Raw genomic sequence first — 23,923 nt, 5'->3', positions numbered from 1 at the left:
TTCGGAATGAAACGCTTCATAAGTGCATTAGGATTAGCAGTAGCATGCGGCGTCACGGCGATGGCACAGTCGTCGCGGCCGCTGACCGAAGACGATTATTATCACATCGTAACCCTGCCCGTTCCCGAAGGCGTCAGTCTGGAAGTGGGCGGTATGGCCGTTCTGCCGGACGGTCGCCTGAGCGTTTGTACACGTCGCGGCGAAGTCTGGATGATTTCAAACCCCTACATGCAGGGCACCCGGCAGCCACAGTACAGCCGCTTTGCGTTTGGCCTGCACGAGCCGCTGGGAATGGCCTGGCATAACGGGTCGCTCTATGCCACGCAGCGGGGTGAGGTAACCCGCCTGCTCGATACCGACAACAACGGCGAGGCTGACGAATACCAGTCGGTGGTAAAATGGCCGTTATCGGGCAATTACCACGAATACAGTTACGGACCGGTGTTTCAGCCCAACGGCGATATGTTGCTGACCCTGAACCTCGGCTGGATTGGCCGTGGGGCGAGTCTGGCCAAATGGCGGGGCTGGATGCTGCAGGTCGATAAAAACGGGCAGGTTAAGCCATATGCGACGGGTCTCCGGTCGCCGGCGGGTTTCAATCAGCTGCGCGACGGCAGCATTTTCTACGCCGAAAATCAGGGCGACTGGGTTGGCTCGGGCCGTATGACGCAGTTGGAGTCAGGCGATTTTGCCGGTAACCCGGCCGGTCTGCGGTGGTCGTCCGAACCGGGATCGCCGCTGAAACTAAAAGTAGAAGACGTGCCGAGTACCGGCAAGCCGATGCACGAAGTGGCCAAAACGGTGCCGAATCTGAAGGTGCCGGCCGTCTGGTTCCCGCATACGCTGATGGGTATTTCGACATCCGATATTCTGGAAGACACCACCAGCAGCAAGTTTGGTCCGTTTGAAGGCCAGCTGTTTGTCGGTGATCAGGGACACAGCAAGGTGATGCGGGTGTTCCTCGAAAAAGTAGGCGGTAAATACCAGGGGGCCTGCTTCCCGTTCCGGGAAGGGTTTATGTCGGGTATTCTGCGGATGCGCTGGGGCCTCGACGGGTCAATGTTTGTCGGCATGACCAGCCGTGGCTGGGCGGCCACCGGAAAAGCACCGTTTGGCGTGCAGCGCCTGGTCTGGACCGGTAAGGTGCCGTTTGAAATGAAGGCAATCCGGTCGATGCCGGATGGGTTTGAAGTCGAGTTTACGCTGCCGGTCGACAAGAAAACGGCCGAAAACATCGCGTCATACGACATGAGCAGCTTTACCTATAAGTACCACAGCACCTACGGTAGCCCGATTGAAGATGCGAAAACACTGCCGATTCGTGGTGTAGTGGTATCGGACGACGGGCTGAAAGCGCGGATTGTGGTCGATACGACCCTGCGCGAAGGCTATATCCACCAGCTGAAACTGGAAGGGGTGAAGTCGGCCGCCGGGCTGTCGCTGCTGCACAACACGGGCTATTATACCCTGAACGCCATTGCACCGGGTACGAAGCTGGCCATTGCCGCTCCGGCCAAAACGCAGCACATGCACCACGACATGGGCGCCATGGCGTCAACGAAAGAAACAACACCGGCCGCCGATAAGAAAGGCACGGCCAAAACACCGGCTGCGGCCAGTGCCAAACGCATTACCGCCCAACCGGCCGACTGGGCCAACGGTCCCGATCAGGTTGTAACGATCAGCACCTTGCCGGGGCTGAAGTTTGAGCAGGAGCAGGTGCAGGTAAAAGCCGGCAGCCGCATCAAGTGGGTGTTCCAGAATAACGACGACATGCTCCACAACTGCGTGATCGTGAAGCCGGGTATGGCTAACACCGTTGGGGAGGCCGCGCTTAAACTGAACCTGAACGGCCCGAAAATGAACTATGTGCCCAACAACGCGAACGTACTGTTCCACACAAACATTCTCCAGCCGGAATCAAACGAGGCGATCTATTTCATCGCGCCGTCGGAGCCGGGGAATTATCAGTATGTCTGTACGTTCCCGGGTCACGCGTCCCTGATGCAGGGTACGCTGAAGGTCGTTAAATAATCCTGTATGGAAATCAGCAGCGGGGATGCGGTATGTAAGTCCGTATCCCCGCTTTTTTGTTAAATCCCGGTTTATGAAACACATACTATCCTCCTTAACCTTCTTAGTAAGCCTCGGCTCGCTGGCCAATGCCCAGTCGTTGTCGGAGGCCATCCGTTTAAACCAGGTCGGTTTTTACCCGAATGCGCCCAAGGTGGCGGTGGCCGTCGGTGCCGGTGCCGGAACGTTTCAGGTAATGACCGCTGACAGCAACCGTTCGAGCCGCAGCCGCGCCGTATTTACCGGTAAACTGAGTGAGCCGCGCACCAATGCGATTTCGGGCAAAACGACCCGGCTTGCCGATTTTACGCCCGTAACGCGCACCGGCTCCTATGTGCTGGTGATTCCGGGACTTGGCTATTCATATCCGTTTGAGATTCAGGAAAGTGCGTTGAAGCCGGTGGCGGTCGGCGCTCTGAAAGGATTTTATTACCAGCGTTTGTCCACAGATTTACCGGCGCAGTATGCCGGGCAGTGGAGTCGTCCGGCGGGTCATCCGGATTCGCGGGTGCTGGTGCATCCGTCGGCAGCCACAACTCAGCGGCCGGCCGGCACGGTTATTTCGTCGCCACGGGGTTGGTACGATGCGGGCGATTACAACAAATACATCGTCAACAGTGGTATCACGATGGGAACCTTACTATCGCTGATCGAAGATTTTCCGGCCTATGTGCCGACGGCAGAAGCCGGTATACCGGAGTCGGGCAATGCGGTGCCCGATGTGCTGGACGAAGCCCTCTGGAACCTGCGCTGGATGCTGACCATGCAGGACCCCGCCGACGGAGGTGTTTACCACAAACTGACCAATCCGGCGTTCGACGGCATGATTATGCCCGACAAAGCCACCAAAGACCGGTATGTGATTCAGAAAAGCATTACGGCTACCCTTGATTTTGCGGCTGTAATGGCGCAGGCGGCGCGGGTGTTGCAACCCTATAAACGGCAGTTTCCGAAACTGGCCGACTCCTGCCGGACGGCGGCCGTGCAGGCATGGGCGTGGGCCCGCAAGAACCCGACGGCCCTGTATAGCCAGCAGGCGATGAATCAGGCGTTTGACCCGGACGTGACGACGGGGGGCTACGAAGATAAGGACGCCACCGATGAGTGGATCTGGGCCGCTGCCGAGTTGTATGTGACAACGCGGGATGACGCCTATTTCACCGCCGTCAGTCTCTTCCCCGACGACAAGACGCCGCTCCCGTCCTGGAACCAGGTGCGGACACTGGCATATTATACCCTCATGCGCCACGCCAAAACGCTGACCAAAACCGGTAAGGCCAGCCTGCCCGCCCTGAAACAGCGGCTGACTGACATGGCTGATGTCCTGCTGGCCGATGTCGATAAACAAGCCTATGGTACCGTGATGGGCAAAACGGCCCGCGATTACATCTGGGGCAGCAGTGCCGTGGCCGCCAATCAGGGCATAGCGCTGGTACAGGCCTACCGGCTGACGGGCGACACCAAATACCGCGACGCCGCACTGGCCAATATGGATTATCTGCTGGGCCGTAATGCGGTCGGGTATTCGCTGGTGACGGGCTTCGGCGATAAACCGGTAATGAACCCGCATCACCGCCCGTCGGTGGCCGACGGCATTGCGGCACCGGTGCCGGGACTGTTGTCGGGCGGCCCGAACGGCAATGCCCCGAAGCAGGATAAGTGTAAAGGCTACGCCGAAAACGCCCCCGCCGACGAAACGTTTGTGGATGATTCGTGCTCGTATGCCTCCAACGAAATTGCCATTAACTGGAACGCACCGCTGGTCTATCTGGCCGCCGCTATCGACGCCATTTTCAGTGAGCTGGACCAGCCGGCGAAGTAGCCCGGATGGGTCAAAACAAACCGTACGGCCGGAAATCAGTTAAATGGCTATAATTTTGTGCACTCAAAACCGGATAAGACAATGAACATTGGTGATAAAATACGGATGCTGCGGGCCAAAGAACAGGGGGTAATTACCCGTTTTCTGGCCGGCAATCAGGTAGAAATAGAAATCGAAGACGGGTTCCGGATTCCGGTCATGCGGTCGGAGATTGTGGTAGTCTCACCGATGGAAACCGAGCGGCTCGTGAAACCGGCGGGCATTACGCCGCAGAAACAGGTAACGGCCTCAAACATTGTGTCGAACAATGGGGTGTATCTGGCGTTTGTGGCCCAGAACGACCGCGAGTTTGCGCTCCATCTGGTCAATAACACCGATTGGGACCTGCCGTTTGCGGTTGCCGAAGAACGGGGCAGTATGGTCAACGGGTTGCACAACGGCATTCTGCGCGGAAAAACCCAGGTGAAGCTAAACGAAATGTACTCGTTTTCAACGTTTGATGACTGGCCGACCTTTCTGGTGCAGGTGATCTGGTCGCGGGCGGGCCGGAATGCGTTCCGCCCACCGCTGGTGAAACGGGTGAAGTGCCGCGCACAGACGTTCCATACCAGCAAATCGACGGTGCCGGTCCTGAATCAGTCCGGGCATTTGTACCAGCTGGACGATGAAAAGGAAACGGCTCCGCAGAACGTGCAGACGGCGCGTCCGGTGACGGTGAAACCCGAACAGCTGAAGGCCGAAATGCTGAAACCGAAGGGCGAAACAGCCGCTCCGGTCAGCTTCGAGCGCCCGTCGGCAGTTGTTGACCTGCACGTTGAAGCGTTACTGCCGAAAGGGCAGGGCAACCGCTCAAACGCCGAACTGCTGGAGTTGCAGCTTACCACCTTTGAAAAGTTGCTGGAAGACGCCATTGCAACCGGAATGAACGAAATTACGTTTATCCATGGTGTGGGGAGCGGCACCCTCCGGACCGAAATTCACCGGCGGCTGGGCCGTCATCCGCATGTCCGCTTTTTCGAAGACGCCCAGAAGCAGAAATTCGGCTACGGCGCAACGAAGGTAGCCATCAAGTGATTGAGTGATTGAGTGATTGAGTGATTGAGTGATTGAAAATGGAGGCGAGCAAGTTAAGGCTTTAACTAATAAAACTCTGTGTTCTCCGTGCCAATACTCCGTGAACTCTGTGGTTAAAACCAAACCGTAATAACATGTACAGGGTATTACTCCCAATCGTGCTGCTGTTGGGTTTTCTGGTATCTTGCCAGTCGAAGACCGGCACAAGGCTTGACCCGAAAGCCCCGAAAGAAACCTACTCCCGAACCGCTATGGAAGTCCGTGACGAAAAATATCTGTCGACCGTAAACGTACCCGTTTCTATTTCGATGAAGGACGTGGAGCGGCAGATCAATGCCCAGATCAATGGCCTGATTTACGAAGACAATACCTTTGAGGACAACAATCAGGATAATTTCATGGTCAAGGTCTGGAAGCGGCAACCTATTCTGGTGACGGCTACGGGCGGTGCCGACAGCCTGTTCCATTTCACCGTACCGCTGAAAATCTGGGCGAAGGCGGGCGTGAAGGTATTGGGCTTTATGCAGACGCAGGAAACGCAGTTCGAGATGGATCTGCGCTTTTCGACCCGGTTTTCCATCGATCCCGACTGGGCGGTTTCGACCCAAACCAAAGCCGATGGCTATGACTGGATTACCAAACCGACCATCAAACTGGCAGGATTTAACGTACCGGTGACGAGTCTGGTTGGTAAAATGATTGATAAGAATCTGGGCACCGTTACCCAAACGCTTGATCAGCAGGTACGGAAGCAGATTGATCTCAAGTCACAGGTTCTGAAGGCCTGGAACCTGATCCGGGAGCCGTACCTCATTTCGGAGCAATACCGGACCTGGCTGATGGTGGTGCCGAAGCGCATTCTGATTACCCCGCTGCGCTTTGACAACAACGTTATCCGGTCAACCATCGGGATTGAAGGCTATACACTGACCAATGTCGGGGCCAAACCGGACGTAAAACCGGCCGTGGCGCTGCCAAATCTGGTCGTGGTGCCGCAGGTAAAAGACGATTTCCGCATCGGACTGCTCAGTGAAGCGAGCTATGAAGAAGCAGCTAAACTGGCGGGTCAGGAGTTTGTCGGCAAGTCGTTTTCGTTTAAAGACGGCGCTTACACCATTACCATTACCGATATTGATCTCTATGGCCAGAACGACAACCTGATCATCAAGGCAGGGCTGAAGGGGAGTGTAACGGGCGATATTTACCTGCGCGGCCGGCCATACTATGATCCGGCAACAAAATCGGTGTCGCTGAAGGAACTGGTCTATGATCTGGAAACAAAGAGTTTGTTGCAGCGGGCCGCCAGCTGGCTGCTGCAGGGGACGTTTGCCAAAACACTCGAAAAAAACCTGACGATTCCGGTCGGATCTCAGATTGACGAGATGCAGAAAACACTGCAACTCAAGTTACAGAATAACCAGATTGCCAAAGGGGTGGTACTGAACGGCAAGATCGACGAAATACGGCCCGACCAGGTATATCTGACCTCGTCGGCGCTGCTGGCGGTGGTGTATGCGAAAGGGCGGGTTGATGTTAAAGTCGACGGATTGCAGTAGGGGTTTGGCGGTGGCAGCCGAAAGACCTACCTTTGCGGGGCCTGACCGCCGGAGCGGTCCTATCGCGCCGGCTTGCCGGTGAGGAAAGTCCGGGCAGCACAGAGCACCATACTTCCTAACGGGAAGGAGGCCGGTTGGGAACGACCGGTCGACAGACAGTGCCACAGAAATGATACCGCCCCGCAAGGGGTAAGGGTGAAATGGTGGAGTAAGAGCCCACCGCCCGGCAGGCGACTGACGGGGCAGGGTAAACCTTATGGGCTGAAAGACCAAATAAGCACCGGACGAGGGGCTGCTCGTCTCTGTTCACCGGTTTCCGGATGATGCCGGTGCGGGTAGGTCGAACGAGGTGGCCGGTGACGGTCATCCCAGATAAATGATAGGAGTTCCGGTGAAAACCGGAAAACAGAACCCGGCTTATACGTGCCGGCGGTTCAGGTTTTTTGGCAGCGTATGATGGACAGAAAAAAGGAAATAAAACGCCTGAACCTGTACATCATACGCTGTTTTTTTGTACCTTTGCGCCCACGTTTTACGAGGAGGACGGGTTCCTCTGCAAAAACCAACAAGCAAAATGGCTGTTAAAATTCGTTTAGCGCGTCGTGGACGCAAGAAAAGAGCGATGTATGACATCGTAGTTGCACCTTCAGCTGCAGGTCGCGATGGTAAGTTTCTGGAGAAACTGGGTACATACAACCCGAATACAGATCCCTCTACAATAGTATTAAAGTCTGATCGTGCCGTTTACTGGCTGATGGTTGGTGCTCAGCCAACAGACACTGCCCGTTCGATCCTGTCGCACGAAGGTGTATTGTTGCGCAAACACCTGCAGGTGGGCGTTAACAAAGGCGCTATCACGCAGGAGCAGGCCGATGAGAAATTCAGCGCCTGGAAACAGAGCAAAGACGGTCAGGTTGCCGGTGCTGCCGAGTCAAAACAACAAAGCGAAGCCAAAGCCCGTCAGGAGCGTCTGGACGCTGAGCGTAAGGTTAGCGCCGATCGTGCAGCGGCTCTGGCTAAGAAAAACGTTGTTGTTGAAGAAGCTCCGGCTGCTGCAGGCGAAACAACTGAAGAATCAGCTGAGTCAGCCGAATAATCGCTGGCTTGCCCTGTTATCACAAAAGCCTGTTCCTGTGAGCAGGCTTTTTTTCTATTTATCATCTGCCAGCTACCGGCCGTTCCGAAGCAACAGCCGGCATGCGTCAACTAAAAACCGGACATGACAAAGGATGATTGTTATTTGCTAGGCCACATCACCAAAACACACGGCGTCAACGGTGAGCTGGTCTTCTTCCTGGACGTAGACGATCCGAACGTTTACGAAGAACTGGAATCGGTACTGATCGAGGTAAAAGGTGATCTGTTACCCTATTTTATTGAGTCGATTGCGATTGTTAAGGGCAGCCGCGCCATTGTGGCTATCGAAGGTATTGACACCATTGAACAGGCTAGCCGCCTGATTAAAGCCAATCTGTATCTGCCGCTCGACAACCTTGAGCCAATTGAGGATAATACGCGCTTTTACTTCCACGAAATCGTTGATTTCCGGATCATTGACTCCAATGAAGGCGAGTTAGGCACCGTCACCACGGTCTATAACATGGATACGCAGGACCTGATCGAAATGAGCTATCAGGGAAAAGAGGTGCTGATTCCGATTAACAGTGATATCGTTCATACGGTAGACCGTACCAACAAAACGCTGAACGTCACATTGCCCGACGGTTTGCTGGACGTATACCTTTCTGACGCACCCGACCACACAGACGCGCCGGACGGCGATGAGGCATATGATGAGGATTGACATCATTACCTGTCTGCCGCGGTTGCTGGACAGCTACTTTGCCCACTCCATCTTACAGCGGGCGCAGCAGGCCGGACACGTTGAGGTGGTGGTGCACGACCTGCGCGACTACTCAACCGACAAACACCACCGCGTCGATGACTATATGTTCGGCGGTGGCGCGGGCATGGTGATGCAGATTGAACCGATTGCACGCTGCATCCGGTCGTTGCAGGCCGAACGGACCTACGACGAAATTATCTACATGACCCCCGATGGAGAGCGGCTGGAACAACGCACGTCGAATCAGTTATCGCTGATGCAGAACCTGATCATTTTGTGTGGTCATTACAAAGGTGTTGATGAGCGGGTACGCGAGCATTTCATCACAAAGGAAATCAGCATCGGCGATTTTGTATTGTCCGGGGGCGAACTACCGGCTGCTGTTTTGTCGGATTCCATTATCCGGTTGTTGCCCGGCGTGCTGAACGACGAGACCTCGGCGCTGACCGATTCGTTTCAGGATCATTTGCTGGCTCCGCCGGTCTATACGCGTCCTGCCGAATTTGAAGGCTGGAAAATACCCGATATTCTGTTGTCGGGCCACGAAGCTAAAATTGATGAGTGGCGGTATGAACAGGCCCTGGCCCGCACGCGTGCCCGTCGTCCTGATTTGCTGGACCGTCATTTAGGAACCGGAAACGATAAAATGCCATGAGTGCAAAACGGGAAGATCCGTCATTCGGTATTCTGAAGAAATTTGTCGTCGGCCTGCTGATTATTACCGCCTTTGCGTTACTGGTTGGCTGGCTGTCGAATAATTTTTAGCGAGGGGTATTCACCCGCCGCGCCAAAGCCACGTCTCAACGATTCTCCGGCGATAAGGAACTCTTTCTGACGCCGTTTTTGACGAATCATGAGGACGTGGCTTTTTGTCTATCTATTGTGCCTGACCGCTCAGCCGGTGATCGGGCAGACTATCCGGTACGGAAATGAGTGGATTAATCCCCGACAGACGTACCTGAAAATTCCGGTGGCGGCTTCGGGCCGTTACCGGATCTCGTTTACTACCCTGCAACAGGCAGGTGTGCCCGTGAGTACGCTTTTGCCCCGACAGTTTCAGCTGTTTTGGCGGGGTCAGGAAATTCCGGTCCGGATCGAAGGCGATACCGATAACCGCTTTGATCCGGACGACTACATCGAATTTACGGGACAGGCAAACGACGGTCTGCCCGACTCCGCGCTTTACCGCCCGCACCGCGCCCAACCGCATCCGTTCTACAGCCTCTATTCCGATACAACGGCCTTTTTTCTGACCTGGCGGCTGGATACGCTTTCCGGCAAACGGGAAAGCTTGCTCCGCGTTTCCCCCGCCTATACCCGCGCCGAAAGCCGGACTGTACTGACCACCGACTACCCCGCCGGTATGATCTATCCATTGGGGGCAGGCTACAACAATGGCGTTATGATGAGCCATTACGATGTAGGGGAGGGATGGACCGGACCGGTAGTGAGCGGCGGGAAGCGGGCAGAACAGGCAGTTCGTCTGTCACAGGCAATTTGGCATGATGACGTACCGGCAGAAGCCGAATGGCAGTTTGCGGGCCGGAAAGCCGGTACGCATCGGGTACAGGTCTTTATCGGTGATAGCCTGGTTGGCAACCTTTCCTGGCGGGACTATATGACCGCAACGCTGCGGGTAGTGCTGCAGCCGGACGATATAACTGACCAGCCTGTTTTACGAACGGCCTTCGTTGTCACAGAGACCGGCGATGAAGTATCGCTGTCCTATCTGCGGGTGTTTTACGGGCAGGAACCGGCGGTGAGCTTGCCCGTACAATTCGTTTCGGCGTTGCTGCCGGTGCGTTTCCGGCAAATCGATCCGGCATCGGCCAATTACCTTATCATCACCCATCCGATGCTGCGTGCGCCAACGACCGGCCATGCCGATGCGGTGGAGTCGTATGCTGCGTATCGGGCTTCCAAAACGGGTGGCGGTTATGATACGCTGACAATAGCCATCGGTGAGGTGTTTGATCAGTTTAATTTCGGTGAACGGAGTCCGCTGGCCATCCGCCGGTTTGTCCGGTACATGGCGTCGGGCGGGCGTTTACCGATGCTGTTCCTGATGGGTCAGTCGGTTGATCCGCAGCGGGTGCGGAAGCTGGCGAATGCGGCCCGGACCGACCTGATTCCGAACGGGGGCTGGCCTGGCTCCGATACAGAACTGGTTAATGTATCGGAAACGGAGACGCCCGCCTATGCCATGCCGGTTGGCCGCTTGCCCGCAGACCGACCGGAACAGGTGGCGGCATATCTCAAAAAAGTAAAAGACTATGAAGCGGAGCCGCCTGCCCGCTGGCAAAAGCGGGTGCTGCACCTGAGCGGCGGCCGGACGCGTGAGGAACTGCTCCGGTTCCGGCAATATGTTGAGGCCTATGAGGCGATGCTGGCTTCGTCGGCGCTGAGCCTTACGGTACAGACCATGAGCAAACAAACCGACGCCCCGGTAGAACAGTTGCCGGTGGCCGATGCTGTCAACCGTGGTGTCCGGCTGATTTCGCTGTTCGGGCATTCGAGCCTGGACGTTGCCGATGTCGATTTGGGCTTTGTGAGTGATGACCGGCTGGGGTATCAGAATCAGGGCCGGTATCCGTTTTTGCTGGTCAATGGCTGTGCGGCCGGGAACGTGTTTTTCGGTCAGCCAACCTACGGGACGGATTGGGTGCTGACGCCGGATCGGGGCGGCATTGGCTTTCTGGCGCATACCCATAATGGCTTTTCGGCATACCTGAACCTGTTTTCAACCACGTTTTATGAGGTGCTGACCGACAGCGTTTTTTCGGCTGTGCCGGTTGGCAGGCAGCATCTGGAAACCATTCGCCGGTATCTGGCGCGGAACCACTCGTTTTTCGACCGCGCCAACGCCCAGCAATACCTCTTGCAGGGGGATCCGGCCATCCGGCTTCTTCGCTTCGACCACCCTGAACCCGAACCGGAGACGGCCCGTGATCCGGTGCCGCCGTTACTCGATGTGGCGTTCGACGGCCGCCGCCCGGAAGCGGACGACCTGGTCGCGCCGCAACCTGAGATTACCGTACAGGTCATTGATGATGATCGCCGGCTGGTACGTACCGATACCACTAACCTGCAGCTGTATTTACAGGCAGATCCGGCCCTGCCAGCCAGCCCGTTCCGGCGGCTTTCGCTGCGCAATGCCCGATGGACCGTTTCGGCAGATCATGTGTTTACCCTCAGCTATCGGCCTGAGACGCCCTGGGCAGACGGTACCTATCGCTTTGAGGTGCATGCCCGCGATTTGAGCGGTAACCGGGCAACGCCCTATCGGGTGCAGTTCCGCGTGCTGTCCGGGCCGGAGAGCTGGTCGGTGCAGGTGGCACCGAATCCCGTCGGGCCGCAAACCTGTTTCCGGCTGACAGTCAGCGGGTCAGTAGCGCCTGCTGCTGTGCTGATCCGGATCACTGATCTGACCGGCCGGTTGGTCAGTCAGCTAAGCCCCGGGCTGCACATTGGCAAAAACGAATACTATTGGAACCGGACGAATTTTTCGGGAGAACCATTGTCTGCCGGCGTATATTTGTATCAGATCAGGACCGGGAGCCGCGTGTTTTCCGGGCGGCTGATGCTGGAATGATGCCGGTTATCCGTTAACTAAACTGTAAAAAACATGCGTTACCTTGATCCGAAAAACGATCTGACGTTTAAAAAAGTCTTTGGCACCCATCCGCATCTGCTGCGCAGCTTTCTGAATGCCTTACTGCCCCTGCCGGAAGGTGAGTGGATTGAATCCCTTGAATACCTGTCTCCGGAAATGGTACCGCCCGTACCGCTGCTCAAACACTCCATTGTGGATGTCCGTTGCCGGGACAATAAAGGGCGTCAGTTTATTGTGGAAATGCAGTTGTTGTGGACCGATAGCTTTAAGAGCCGCGTACTGTTCAATGCTTCAAAAGCGTATGTACAGCAGCTGGATAAAGGCAAAGAATACCGTGGCTTACATCCGGTGTATGCGTTAAGTCTTGTGAATGAGGTATTTGAGAAAGAGCTGCCTGCTTTTTATCATCATTACCAGATCGTTCATACGCAGTATCCGGAGCGTACGCTGGAAGGACTTCAGTTTATTTTTGTAGAGCTGCCGAAATTCAGGGCACAGCACATCCGTGATAAGAAATTGCAGGTACTTTGGTTGCGGTATCTGACCGAAATTGAAGACAACAGCGAAACGGTATCTCCGGATTTACTGGAGGTGGACGAGTTACGGGAAGCCGTCGGCTATTTACAGGAATCCGGTTTTACAAAAGATGAACTATTCAGCTACGACAAATACTGGGACAGTGTCAGTACGGAAAAAACATTACTAAGCGATGCCGAACAGAAAGGCCGTGAAGAAGGTTTTGAAGAAGGTCGTCTGGAGGAAAAGCGTGTGCTGGCGCAAAAGCTTCTGAGTAAGGGATTTACGACAGCCGAAATTGCTGATATGACCGGCTTAACGAAACAGGCGCTTGAGACGTTATTGCGTTGATAACCTGTGGCTGCCGGTTATTGCCCTCATACTGCTTTGGCTTATTCTTCTCTGCCTCATTAATCCCAATCACTTTACGTCACCCGATTCGTGGGTATACCTGCGTATGGCAACGTTCCGGGCCAGGTGGGAAAGTACGTTTCCGGTAGGCTACCCTGGTCTGATTGCTGCCGTTTCTACATTGACAGGCATCTCCGGCCTATGGGCGTCGAAACTGGTAAACGGGCTGGCGATCATGGTCTTTGCCGGGGTGTGGTCCCGACGGGTGAGTCGCCTGACGGTAACGCTGATGACCTCCGTTTTTCTGATGGGCCAGTTTCTGCGGATTGCCGCCTATACCTGGTCCGAAACGGTGTTTCTGGTACTGCTCGCAGAATGGGTATGGGCGTATAGCCGGTATCGCACATCAGCTAATGGTCATGCGGTTGTCCGGTTGATCTGCCTTGGGCTGGCGCTGTTTCTGATCCGGTATGTGGGCCTGTTCATGTGGCTCATGCTACCGGTCCTGAACAGGGTTGAAAAATCCCGGACCCGGCCGCTGATTGACTGGCTGGTAGCGGCTACCGGCCTGATCCTGTGTGCGGGCTATTTCTGGCTGAACAACACGCTGACCGGCTCACCATACGGAGGCCCCCGCTGACTGCCGACCGAATCTCTGCCCGGACTAATCCGTGTGTTTGGCCAGTCGATGATGAATGAACTGCTGCTGGTCCGGGACTGGATACCTTCGCAGGGAATTGGTTGGCCTTTATCCGGTGCTTTGGTGCAGATTGGCCTTTGTTTTGCCGGTTGGCGGGCCTGGCAACTAACACCGGTCGTTGCTCCGGTATCGCCGTCGCCTTTATCCCGTTATTTTCTGCAAACCGGCCTTTTCTATGCCATTTGCCTGGTGGCCATTCGTTGTGTCAGCCCGTTTCAGGGGCCCGATGCCCGTACCATGGCTCCGATGACGTTTATGGGGCTACTGGCGTTTGTGAGCTGGCTGGCACTGCAACCGGCCCGGCAACGGGTATTGACACCGTACTGGCTGTTGCTGGTCGTATGCAGCTGGGCGCAGCTGTGGCCGCAACGCACGCCGGTTCAGTCCCAGCACTCCATAATCAGTAAATCACCTTCACCGGCCGAAATCCGCACAAAGCCGTCTGCCGCTGATTCGTTGCTGTTGCCGGTCCGGTAGCCGAGGGTCAGCCGTTCGTTGTGGAGATTATAAAGCAGTCCGCTCGTCACAATGCCGTCAACCACTCCAACCGGAATGAGGGAAATAGGAGTGCCTTTTTCGTACCACTTCTCAAACGTGCCGACCAGCGGGAAAATGCGCGAATAATCATCGTGCAGCACCATTTTGATCCGCTGTTTATACCGAACGATGTTGGTCATGTTCGTAATCGAATGATCGGCCCGCCGACCGGTGGCCCAGATGATGTTTACGGCCGGGAAGCCGCGTTCAATCAATAATTCGATGCCTTTTTCGAGATCGGTTTTGTTCTGATCGGGGGCATGCACGATGTCAATCGGATACTGGCGTTCACGTACGGCGTCCAAATCAACATCGCGGTCGAAGTCGCCAAGCAGTACGTCGACTTTAATGCCAAGTTCGAAGACCCGCCAGATGGCATGGTCGAGCACAACCACAAACGGGCTCCATTCGAGCAACTGGCCCAGTAATTCAGGATCGCAGGCTTCGCCGTTGGCAATCAGCAGCGCGGGTTCCTGTTTGTCACGGACAATGTGATGGGAGGACATGGTAAATTGTGTGATTGAGTGAATGAGCGATTGAGTGCAGGGAGCACCTTTTCACAAACACCATTGGTTAATTAATACAGTGTTTTGTCGCCTTTTTCGTGCCATTCGGCAAAGACCTGGCGGGCTTCGTCGCGCAGGAGCTGTTTCATGGGAATACGGCGTTCGGTATGTTTTTTTTCCAGTTCGTCGTAGATAAACCGGTCGTCGAACCCGGCTTCGGCAGCATCAACATCGGCGGCGGCATAGACAATGCGGTCCGGACGGGCCCAGTAGATGGCTCCCAGACACATGGGGCATGGTTCGCAGGAGGTATACAGGGTGCAGCCATCCAGTTGAAAATGACCAAGCTGTTGGCAGGCGTTGCGGATGGCCACCACTTCGGCGTGGGCCGTCGGGTCCTGTGTTATGGTCACTTCGTTACTGCCTTGCCCGACAATCCGGCCGTCTTTCACGATAACACATCCGAACGGGCCGCCTTTGCCGGCATGCATACCAGAGCGGGCAAGGGCGATGGCTTGTTTTAAAAAGTATTCGTCTGTTGAATGAGTGTTAGTCATAATGCTTAGTTTTGACGCGGACAACGTATCAGGCCGCAAAAATACAATGAAACGGGTAGTTTGGCTTTTTCTCATGGGTAGTTTGCAGGCGTGTGCGCCACAGATCAGCACGTCGGTCAACAAACTGTACCCGCCATTGGCCGAACACGACGTGGTCGTGGTCTTTGATGAGAATGAGTCCTATGATTCTACTTTAGCCGAACGCATCGGAGAGGTAAATGTTTTGGAAGGCAGTCTGTCACTGGGGTGCAGTTTCGACGATGTAAAGAATCTGGCCCGAAACCAGGCACGGATTCTGGGAGCTAATGCCCTGAAAATCTACGAGCATAAGTACCCCAACGTACTCAGCACCTGTCATCGTATCCGGGCCATTGCCCTGCGCTTTAAGGACCTGGCCCCCTATGAAAAGGAAATCAGCTGGCACCCCGACCGCCTTTTGCAGTGGAAGAATTTCAAGGGGCGAATCCGCGAAGCCTCCACGGCACTGGCCGAAACCCGCTGCTCGATTGTGGTGCTGCCCAAAGTGAAAGCCGGCTGGAAAATCCGCGTTGACCCTGAGGTGTATACTTATTTCAATGCCGAATTCTCGTGGGTGCGCCCCGAAGGAAAAAACAACCTGGTGCTGCAGCACGAGCAATTGCACTTCGACATTGCCGAGCTTTTTGCCCGCAAGCTCCGGAAAGCTTACGAAGGGAAAATTAAGGACATGCGCTCGTGGAATCTCTACGGCGAAAAACTGTATTGGGAGCTGATCAAGGAATACGAACGTTTTCAGGACGAGTATGACCGCGACATCTACGCCGATGCAACCCGCCAACCCGGGTGGACCGCTAAAGTCCGTGCCGAAATGGCGGCGCTGAGCCGGTATGCCATCAATTAGCGGATAGGCAACACAACGCCGACGCCGTGTTCGGTAGCCTGAATCAACTGTTGCTGCTGTTTATCCCGGTTTTTGAAAATCAGGTAGTTGACCACATCGAAAGCCAGCAGAAAACCACCCTGAACAATGACTGCTTTACCGAAGCCACGCAACTGGTCGCGACGGGAAATTTCTGTTGGCCGGTTGGCACGTTCGATGAGGTAAGTCCCGCCCATCAGATAGGCAACATCGAGGCCTGCGTTGAGCAGCAGGACCTGTTTCATGTTTTCGTGTTCCTTCACGGCCTCTGCCAGCGATTCCTGCCCCGCCTGTTTGCGCGCACCCAACAGCCCGAAGCCGGCAATCCCGAGGTTAACCAGGTTCCAGTAAACGCCCATGCGGTGGAAATACCTGGTTTCGCCCGTCGTCCGCGATGCGGCGATTCCGCTGGCGGCAATATTGGCCAGTGCATAGCCACCCAGCGTCAGGCCGATGATGCGTTGATGCTGCATCCGCTGGCGCGTAAATTCCGGTAAGTCAATGGGTTTGGGTGTTGTCTGGGCCTGTGCTGCGAAGCCGGCCACCCAGGAGCCCAGGGCCAGCAACAGTCGTCTTCGGGTTGTCATGCAAGTTGGTTTAACGCTACTACCATACAACTCAGAACAATTGGTTGTGTTTCAGCTTTCGGTGATTAACAGCGTAATGCCTTAACAACGGCTTATCGCCTGCCTTCAGGATGTATTGCCGACGAGGCAGCCAATTATACATGATTTGCGCCAGATGTCACATAATCAGGGTAGTTATAGCCAGAGAAGCGTATCTTTTGATTAATCAGAAATCCTGTTAGTCAACACACTCAATCTATATACGTCTATGCTCTATAATTACGTTAAAATTGCCTGGCGAAATCTGCTGAAATATAAGCTGTTTTCCTTTATCAATATTGTCGGGTTAAGCCTTGCTATTCCGTCTGCTTTAATGGCGTTAATCCAGATCGTAAATTATTATGAATACGATAATTTTCATCGGGATAGTGACCGGATTGTGCGGGTTATTACGGATGAAAAAACGAACGATGGTACGATAACAAACTGGGCGTCCAGCCCTATTCCGTTAGGTGCCTACATCAGCGCAAATCTGGCTGGTCTTGATAAAACCACAACCCTGGTCAGGGATTTAGGATGGGTACTAAGCAGCGGCATAAAAACAAAGAATATAAAGGCAATTTACTGCGAACGGTCTTTTTTTGATTTGTTTACTTTTCCGTTAGCCAAAGGGACTTATGCCATTGAACCCAATACGATTGTTTTATCGGACGAGACGGCACAATGGTATTTTAAAGATGCAAATCCTGTCGGCCAGATCCTGGACCATCCGACCTATGGCAGTTTTAAGGTTGTTGGTGTATTACAGCCATTTAATCAGCAAAAAACACAGTTCAGAGCAGATGTTTTTGTGCCGATAGCCAGCTACTCAACTTATAAAAATAAAGAAACAAACTGGTCTGACCTGAAGGCACATACCTTTCTGAAAGTTCCCGAAGGAACGGCTATTGCTAAAATAAATGAGCAATTAGCTGCGATGTCCGCTAACGTCAATACGTTGATTGATGGGTCGACAGGGACTAAACTACATTTTAAAGCACAGGCATTGGCGGATATTTCACCGGCCAGGGATGTTTTAGAGAACGATCCTTATGTTCAGGATGTCAGGAGTATCTATCTTAATTTCGCGTTCCAGCTGTTAATTATCCTGCTTGCGTCCTTGAATTATATCAATCTTACGCTGGCAAGATCAATGAACCGAAGCCGTGAGGTAGGCGTAAGAAAAGTAGCCGGTGCAACACGGATACAACTGGTCTTTCAGTTCCTGACGGAGTCTGTATTAGTCTCCTATATTGCACTCGGTATCGGTTTGGTGTTGCTTTGGCTCATCAAACGTTATGTGGCTATTTCATGGCTTACCTGGGAGATCGATCATACAGGGTATCTTATCCTGTTATTTTTCATATTTAATTTGCTGTTGGGCATAGCTGCCGGTGTGTCTCCAAGTCTGATCCTCTCTTCATTTCAGCCGGTTACTGTATTAAAAGGGACCGTTTTACCGGCTGGTTTCGGGAAAATAGGTTTCCGTAAATCGTTAATCATTGCTCAGTTTACTGTGGCTCTTGCCTATCTGTTTTTTATTGGTCATGCATATCATCAATTGAGCTATATGGCCAATGATAATGAAAATTACCGGCGCGAGAATATCCTTAATATAGCCCTCAGTAATAGCCGGTATAAGCCCTTTGCTAAAGAGATTAATTCGCTGAAAGAGGTGCAGCAAACAGGCTATACATCGCGTAGTTTCGGGAATAAGCCTGCGCAGGCCAGCCTGAAAAAAACAAAGAATGAAACAGCAAATACCGCCTGGTACTATGCCGCAGATCATAACTTTATCAGCAACATGGGGCTAACGATTATAGCGGGAAAAAACCTGCCTGTCAGCCATGCTGAAGAGGAGTCTCCTTTCATTCTGGTCAATCAAAAGGCCGTCGAAAAACTCAGGTTAGGGTCAGAGCAGGAAGCCGTTGGCAAAATGGTTATAGTGAATGATACACTTTCTGCAACCATAACTGGCGTTATTGCGAATTTCTGTCACTATGATTACGAGCATGAACCCGAGCCTGTTATTTTTCAGTATAAGCCCTCATTATTTAACGTCATGTGTTTGAGAACAACACCTGTCGATGACCGGCATTTGCTCGAATCACGCATAAAGGAAGTGTGGGGAAAATATAATCCCCGTCAGGATGTTAATCTGTCATGGCTTGATACCGATATGTATGAACGCTATTATCCCTACGATTTCATGCAGTTAATGGGCATGCAGAGTATGGTGATTTTTGTAATCGCTATACTGGGCTTAATAGGCATACTTACCTATAGCCTTGAAAAGCGCAGAAAGGAAATCAGTATCCGGAAAACGATCGGCGCTACTACGTTCGAAATAATAAAGCTGATGTCAACTGATTTTATCAAACTATTAGCTATTGCCACAATCGTTGCTACGCCAATCGGCGTCGCCATCGGGCTGTACATGAATAGCTACATGAAATTCAACGACGGGCTGAGTTATTTATCCATGTGTCTGTTACTCCTGTTGGTCATCAGCGTTTCTTTAGGCGCTGTATGGTATTTTTCATGGGTAGCCGCCCGGGCCAATCCGGCCACAACCTTAAAAGCAGAATAAGCGGGAGGCCCGATCAGGCTTCCCGCTTGAAATCACGCTTGCCGCCGGATTTTTCCATGAGCTGTGTTGACTTGATAACGATGTCATGCGAGAACGCCTTGCACATGTCGTAGATGGTCAGGGCGGCCACCGATGCCCCGACCAGGGCTTCCATCTCAACGCCGGTTTTGCCCTCTGTCGAGACCGTACAGTCGACAATGGCGTCGTGGCCGTCGGTGGTGATGGTAATCCGGCAGTTGTCGAGACCCAGCGAGTGGCAGAGCGGGATGAGCTCGTCTGTGCGTTTGGCGGCCATCGTACCGGCAATGATAGCCGTCTGAAAAACAGGGCCTTTCTTCGTCTGAATGTCGTTGCTTTCGAGGTGTGTCATCACCTCTTCCGGCAACACAACAAGGCTGCGGGCGCGGGCGGTGCGTTTAGTAACAGCCTTCTGGCCGACATCAACCATCGACGGATTACCTTGTGCGTCGAGATGCGAGAAATCTTTCATATACCTTTGCGGAATAAAACCTTTGGATAGCGAACGTAACCTGCGATAGAACGCACACAAACATACTATGATTTCTGTAATTGACGCTACGGCCACCATCCAGGCACACCTGCTCCGGTTGCCGGCCGAAACGACTCCGCTGGAAGCCGCTACCGGTCGTGTGTTGCGCGAGCCCGTCACGGCCGACCGCGATTTCCCGCCGTTTGACCGCGTGACGATGGACGGAATTGCGTTCCGGTACGAGGCTTTTGCCGGCGGGCAACGCACCTTCCGGATTGAAGGAACGCAGTTTGCCGGTCAGCCACAGCAGACCCTGCAACAGCCCGACGCCTGTTGGGAAGTGATGACCGGAGCCATGCTGCCGGTCGGGGCCGATACCGTGATCCGGTATGAGGATATCAAAACCGCCGATGGGCAGGCGACGATTCTGGTCGATGAACTTACTTCGGGCCAGAACATTCACCGGCAAGGCGTTGACCGCCGGGCAGGCGATGTGCTGATTCCGGCGGGGCAGGTATTGCTGCCCGCCCACATTGCCGTGGCGGCTACGGTGGGGAAGGCAACGGTGCAAACCACCCGTTTGCCAAGGGTGGCCCTGATCTCGACCGGCGACGAGCTGGTGGGTGTCAGTGAAACACCGTTGCCGCACCAGATCCGGCAGTCCAATACCTGGATGATCCGTGCGGTGTTGGCGGGGTTGGGTATTCAGGCATCGCTCCACCATATTCACGACGACCGGCAGACCCTGACAGAGGAACTAGGCCGGTTGCTGGCCGATAATGATTTGCTGATTCTGAGCGGCGGCGTGTCGGCCGGCAAGGCCGATTTTGTGCCGGACGTGTTGACGGTCCTGGGCGTGCAGCGGCATTTCCATCAGGTTGCCCAGCGGCCAGGCAAACCGCTGTGGTTTGGGTCAACGGCCGGCGATCAGCAGGTTGTGTTTGCCTTGCCGGGCAATCCGGTCTCGACCACCATGTGTGTGTACCGCTACATTGTGCCGCACCTGCGGGCATCGGTGGGCTTACCTGCGGCACCGGCATTGACCGCGGCCCTGGCTCGTGACTTCACCTTTAAACCGGCCCTGACGTTCTTTCTGCCGGTTCGCCTCTCTGTTGCTACCGACGGTCAAACGACGGCTGAGCCATTGCCGGGCAGCGGTTCCGGCGATTTTGCCAACCTGATGGATGCCGACGCCTTTCTCGAACTCCCCGCCGATCAGTCATACTTTGCCCGGGGCGAGGCGCTGCCGGTCTGGCGGTTTTAGGTAGGCGCTTTGTAAGGATTTGACTAGCTTTTCCGGTCCCAAACTAACGTTCTGATCTTGTGAGAGTTTTCCTTCCTGAACTAACCCTGTGCTTTAGCTCAGGGTCGCTGACGGATAGTCTCTGAAAACAGGCATGGCGATGATATCGAAGCACGAATGTTATGCTTGACAGCAAGACCTGTAGCGAGGCCGGGCCAGGTCGTTCGAGAGGCTTGCCAGAGGCCCCAAACTGAAGTTTGGGGTTAGGGAATTCGGGCCAAACCATTATAAGATTAGTGCTTGAGCATGACATTTTCTGTCAGTCGCAAGCCAGATTTTTACAAGCTTACAACCCAAAACCGATTTTCAGACCCGGATAGACGTTTTTGAAAAAGCCATTCATGTATATTTCCGGCTGTACCTTGAAAAAGCCTTTGTGGAATAAGGTACCGCTCAGCTTAATGGTATTTGCCTGAAAGTAAGGCCCGCTGCGGTGAACCGGAAAACCAATTGAAAAAGCGGCAATCTGACGGGTAAACGCGGTTGTCGGGCGTCCCTGATTGTGGCCGTAAAAGGCCAGACCCACACTCAGAAAATCATTCCGGAGGGTTTGAATACGGTTATCGGCAGCATTGGCAAAAAAGAAGTTTGACGAATAACCAACCGAGTAACCAACCGTATGCAGCCGGCTTGGAATCAGTTGAACGTCCAGGTTGAAGGATGGTACTAACTGATTCCGGATCAGTCCTGCCCCAATGCCGGGCTGAAAGCTCAGGAACGGCTGGTGTTTAGAGCCCGGATTGATAAAATTGTGCCTGCCGACACCGCTTTCTTCCTTGTATTGCAGGTCGAATGACATGCGTGGGTTGGTCAGGTCATGGCCTTTGTACTGCTTTGCCAGATTAATGGTTTCCTCCACTCTCCGGTTGACGCCCCCTTGTTGTAAAATACCCTCAAGATCGCTTAAGGTGTTGAGCAACAGATAAATGCTGAAATCGTAATAAGGCTGCTTCACAGGACTGGCTGACCAGACGATCTGGATGGTATCCTGACGCGTTCTGACCAGAGAGGGCGCTTCCTTACCCGTCATGAACCGAAAGGTGGCCGACGTAGCCGGTGTTGTCCGTGATTCAATTGTACGACTGATATCGCCAAGCCGGTAATGAATAAAGGCGGCTTGCAGTGGGTCTTGTGTACTATCGGCAATTTTCCGGTAGTCAGGCAAAAAGAGGCGCAGGACACTGTCGATATTTTTATGGGCTTCCACCTGACTTAACTGGCTGAATCCGATGATGACTGCATTGTGCTGGCCCAGGTCAATTTCGATGCGGCTTGTGCCGTCAAAACGGGCTTTATTATTGGCTCTGGTAATGTGCGAGTCGAACCGCTGGGCCATAGCCGTCCCGGCAATGCCTGGCAGGAGCAAGGATAAAAACAAAAGTAAGCGCATGGTAATCAGGGAGTTTTTCGGTTTAACGGCACTGAAAGTGTTGCGGGTGTTTGATTGGACGGATACGCATCGAATGCTCCGGAACCGATCCGTACGAGTCGTTCCGGTTTTTCACCGACGCTGTAGCGTATGCGGTGGGCTTCTTCGGCAAGCGGCAGCTCATTCTCATGAATGACCGCGAACCGACGCTTTTTCGCCACGGGTTTATGGTTGATGACAGCTGTTATCACATGGGTATCGACCGGTTTTTCCGATACAGTATCCGGTTTTTCAGGCACAGTTTCCGGACTTGCTGCTAGCTGCGGACGGGCCTCAGTAGCTGTGATTCCGTCTTTCGTCAGTGTGTCGGGTGGTGTTGCCGGTTTAGTGGCCAGGGGTGGTTGCCGCTGAATGTCAGGCCGTGGCCTGTCGGGAGCATCTGGTTTAGCCGGTAGCTTGTCCGGTGCGTCAACCTGTTGCGACACCAGCGGAGCATGGCTTTCAGGGGACGAATGAGCGGTTTTGCCGTTCTGTACGGGTAGCAGGTATAAGCCTGTTATGCCGGCACCAAACCCGAACAGGATGATGGCTGCGACCCGCCACCATAACCGCCGGTGCGCCGGTACCGGTTTGGGCGTATCCGCCGCCAATTCCGTACGGATACGATCCCATCCCCGCCCCAGCGTATACGACGTATCAGGCGGCAGGGTATGCGAAACCGAATCCAGGGCCTGCCGGATGTTGCGGTCAAGATGTTCGCCGGACATATTGTTCATAACCTTGTACGGATAACCAGTTTTGCAGGAGCGCCCGGGCTTTGCTTAACTGAGATTTTGACGTGTTTTCTGAAATATTCAGCTGCTGCGCAATTTCCTGATGGGTATACCCTTCGATGGCATACAAATTAAAAACGGTACGGTAGCCTGTCGGTAACGCCCGGATAAGGGCATAGATTTGTTCCGCTTCGAGTCCGCTGTCCGGTAATGCCTGATCCGGAACGCTGGCGGTTACGCTGTCATCATCGCGGAAAACGGGCAGGCTACGGGTAGCACGCAGGTGCTGTAGGGCTTCATTGACAACGATGCGCCGCAGCCAGGCGTCAAAGCTGTTTTCGTCCCGATAGGTGAAGGTGTCGAGGCTGCGGAACATTTTTAGAAACGCGTTCATCATCACTTCTTCGGCCACCGGTTCGTTCTGCACATACCGTAAACTAATCCGGTATAACCGGCTCTCATACAAGTCGTACAAGCGCCGTTGAGCGAATGTATTCCCGCGCTGGCATTGTTCGATGAGTTGTGAGAGCATGAGTTACCGGTTGTTTCAGCGATAGAAATACAAAAGTGTGTACAAAGGTTGCCTGAGGGCGGAAAAAAAGTTTGTCGTTAGAAAAAAGCCTTTATTTCAGCCATCGAAAACAGACCGTCAGAACGAGTAAAAACAGGATAAAGGGCATGCTTACAAGGGTATAACTAAACCCGTTTTTCATATAAGCACTAACGGGCGGCATCGCACAGACT

The 23,923-nt window shown here is 53.8% G+C and carries 21 protein-coding genes and 1 other RNA gene; 15 read left to right on the top strand and 7 right to left on the bottom strand.

Features of this window, described 5'->3' with window-relative positions; translation table 11 throughout:
* Window positions 1-6 precede the first annotated feature (6 nt).
* From BLX24_RS08840 to BLX24_RS32100, 12 genes are all read left to right on the top strand, one after another.
* A complete protein-coding gene (locus BLX24_RS08840; RefSeq protein ID WP_071502733.1) occupies window positions 7-2,034 on the top strand; it encodes an auracyanin family protein in 2,028 nt (675 codons plus the stop codon).
* A gap of 73 nt (window positions 2,035-2,107) precedes the next feature.
* On the top strand, window positions 2,108-3,895 hold the full coding sequence (locus BLX24_RS08835) for a glycoside hydrolase family 9 protein (RefSeq protein WP_071502813.1): 1,788 nt from the start codon (window positions 2,108-2,110) through the stop codon (window positions 3,893-3,895).
* A gap of 81 nt (window positions 3,896-3,976) precedes the next feature.
* Entirely contained in the window at window positions 3,977-4,969 is a 993-nt protein-coding gene (locus tag BLX24_RS08830; protein ID WP_071502732.1) for a DUF8465 domain-containing protein, read from the top strand.
* Between the two features lie 134 nt (window positions 4,970-5,103).
* A complete protein-coding gene (locus BLX24_RS08825; RefSeq protein ID WP_083421869.1) occupies window positions 5,104-6,525 on the top strand; it encodes a DUF4403 family protein in 1,422 nt (473 codons plus the stop codon).
* Window positions 6,526-6,571: 46 nt separating this feature from the next.
* Window positions 6,572-6,961: RNase P RNA component class A (rnpB, locus tag BLX24_RS08820), an RNA gene on the top strand.
* A 138-nt stretch (window positions 6,962-7,099) separates the two neighbouring features.
* Entirely contained in the window at window positions 7,100-7,621 is a 522-nt protein-coding gene (locus BLX24_RS08815) for a 30S ribosomal protein S16 (RefSeq protein ID WP_071502731.1), read from the top strand.
* 123 nt (window positions 7,622-7,744) lie between these two features.
* On the top strand, window positions 7,745-8,329 hold the full coding sequence (gene rimM / locus BLX24_RS08810) for a ribosome maturation factor RimM (RefSeq protein ID WP_071502730.1): 585 nt from the start codon (window positions 7,745-7,747) through the stop codon (window positions 8,327-8,329).
* Window positions 8,319-9,026 (top strand): tRNA (guanosine(37)-N1)-methyltransferase TrmD, encoded by a 708-nt coding sequence (gene trmD, locus BLX24_RS08805; RefSeq protein ID WP_071502729.1) that lies wholly within the window; start codon window positions 8,319-8,321, stop codon window positions 9,024-9,026. Before rimM ends, trmD begins: the two co-directional genes overlap by 11 nt.
* Window positions 9,027-9,224: 198 nt before the next feature.
* Entirely contained in the window at window positions 9,225-11,963 is a 2,739-nt protein-coding gene (gene porU2, locus BLX24_RS08800; RefSeq protein ID WP_083421868.1) for a putative type IX secretion system sortase PorU2, read from the top strand.
* Between the two features lie 33 nt (window positions 11,964-11,996).
* Window positions 11,997-12,851: an Rpn family recombination-promoting nuclease/putative transposase gene (locus BLX24_RS08795; protein ID WP_071502727.1), complete on the top strand. Its 855-nt coding sequence runs from the start codon at window positions 11,997-11,999 to the stop codon at window positions 12,849-12,851.
* Window positions 12,832-13,491: a hypothetical protein gene (locus tag BLX24_RS08790; RefSeq protein ID WP_143092620.1), complete on the top strand. Its 660-nt coding sequence runs from the start codon at window positions 12,832-12,834 to the stop codon at window positions 13,489-13,491. The genes BLX24_RS08795 and BLX24_RS08790 overlap by 20 nt, the downstream gene beginning before the upstream one ends.
* Window positions 13,492-13,539: 48 nt before the next feature.
* Entirely contained in the window at window positions 13,540-14,028 is a 489-nt protein-coding gene (locus BLX24_RS32100) for a hypothetical protein (RefSeq protein ID WP_143092619.1), read from the top strand.
* On the opposite strand, the gene BLX24_RS08785 is transcribed toward BLX24_RS32100, so the two are convergent.
* A complete protein-coding gene (locus BLX24_RS08785) occupies window positions 13,932-14,594 on the bottom strand; it encodes a thiamine diphosphokinase (protein WP_071502725.1) in 663 nt (220 codons plus the stop codon). The two genes, BLX24_RS32100 and BLX24_RS08785, sit on opposite strands and share 97 nt — an antisense overlap.
* A gap of 71 nt (window positions 14,595-14,665) precedes the next feature.
* Window positions 14,666-15,151, bottom strand: coding sequence for a nucleoside deaminase (locus BLX24_RS08780; RefSeq protein WP_071502724.1), 486 nt, complete (start codon window positions 15,149-15,151; stop codon window positions 14,666-14,668).
* Between the two features lie 46 nt (window positions 15,152-15,197).
* On the opposite strand from BLX24_RS08780, the gene BLX24_RS08775 reads away from it, so the two are divergent.
* Window positions 15,198-16,031 (top strand): hypothetical protein, encoded by an 834-nt coding sequence (locus BLX24_RS08775; RefSeq protein WP_143092618.1) that lies wholly within the window; start codon window positions 15,198-15,200, stop codon window positions 16,029-16,031.
* Here BLX24_RS08775 and BLX24_RS08770 read toward each other — a convergent pair.
* Window positions 16,028-16,636 carry a DUF6992 family protein gene (locus tag BLX24_RS08770; RefSeq protein ID WP_071502722.1) on the bottom strand — a complete coding sequence of 203 codons (609 nt, stop codon included), beginning with the start codon at window positions 16,634-16,636 and terminating at the stop codon, window positions 16,028-16,030. The two genes, BLX24_RS08775 and BLX24_RS08770, sit on opposite strands and share 4 nt — an antisense overlap.
* Before the next feature lie 247 nt (window positions 16,637-16,883).
* Between BLX24_RS08770 and BLX24_RS08765 the strand changes: the two genes are divergently transcribed.
* Window positions 16,884-19,244, top strand: coding sequence for an ABC transporter permease (locus BLX24_RS08765; protein WP_071502721.1), 2,361 nt, complete (start codon window positions 16,884-16,886; stop codon window positions 19,242-19,244).
* Window positions 19,245-19,257: 13 nt separating this feature from the next.
* Here BLX24_RS08765 and moaC read toward each other — a convergent pair whose 3' ends face one another.
* Window positions 19,258-19,734, bottom strand: coding sequence for a cyclic pyranopterin monophosphate synthase MoaC (gene moaC / locus BLX24_RS08760; protein WP_071502720.1), 477 nt, complete (start codon window positions 19,732-19,734; stop codon window positions 19,258-19,260).
* Between the two features lie 67 nt (window positions 19,735-19,801).
* On the opposite strand from moaC, the gene BLX24_RS08755 reads away from it, so the two are divergent.
* The gene (locus BLX24_RS08755; protein ID WP_071502719.1) at window positions 19,802-20,998 is read left to right on the top strand and encodes a molybdopterin molybdotransferase MoeA; all 1,197 of its coding nucleotides are present in this window, start codon (window positions 19,802-19,804) and stop codon (window positions 20,996-20,998) included.
* 325 nt (window positions 20,999-21,323) lie between these two features.
* Here the strand turns inward: BLX24_RS08755 and BLX24_RS08750 are convergent, their stop codons facing one another.
* Genes BLX24_RS08750 through BLX24_RS08740 form a run of 3 tightly spaced genes read right to left on the bottom strand, consistent with a single transcriptional unit; the run spans window position 21,324 to window position 23,711 of the window.
* Window positions 21,324-22,427 (bottom strand): hypothetical protein, encoded by a 1,104-nt coding sequence (locus BLX24_RS08750; protein WP_071502718.1) that lies wholly within the window; start codon window positions 22,425-22,427, stop codon window positions 21,324-21,326.
* A gap of 5 nt (window positions 22,428-22,432) precedes the next feature.
* A complete protein-coding gene (locus tag BLX24_RS08745) occupies window positions 22,433-23,182 on the bottom strand; it encodes a hypothetical protein (protein WP_143092617.1) in 750 nt (249 codons plus the stop codon).
* A complete protein-coding gene (locus BLX24_RS08740; protein ID WP_071502716.1) occupies window positions 23,154-23,711 on the bottom strand; it encodes an RNA polymerase sigma factor in 558 nt (185 codons plus the stop codon). The genes BLX24_RS08745 and BLX24_RS08740 overlap by 29 nt, the downstream gene beginning before the upstream one ends.
* Window positions 23,712-23,923: the final 212 nt, after the last annotated feature.

It is taken from the genome of Arsenicibacter rosenii (assembly GCF_001870735.1).
GTDB classification, from domain to species: domain Bacteria; phylum Bacteroidota; class Bacteroidia; order Cytophagales; family Spirosomataceae; genus Arsenicibacter; species Arsenicibacter rosenii.
The sequence above is the reverse complement of the archived record's forward strand: the minus strand, read 5'-3'. Positions and strand labels throughout refer to the sequence as shown.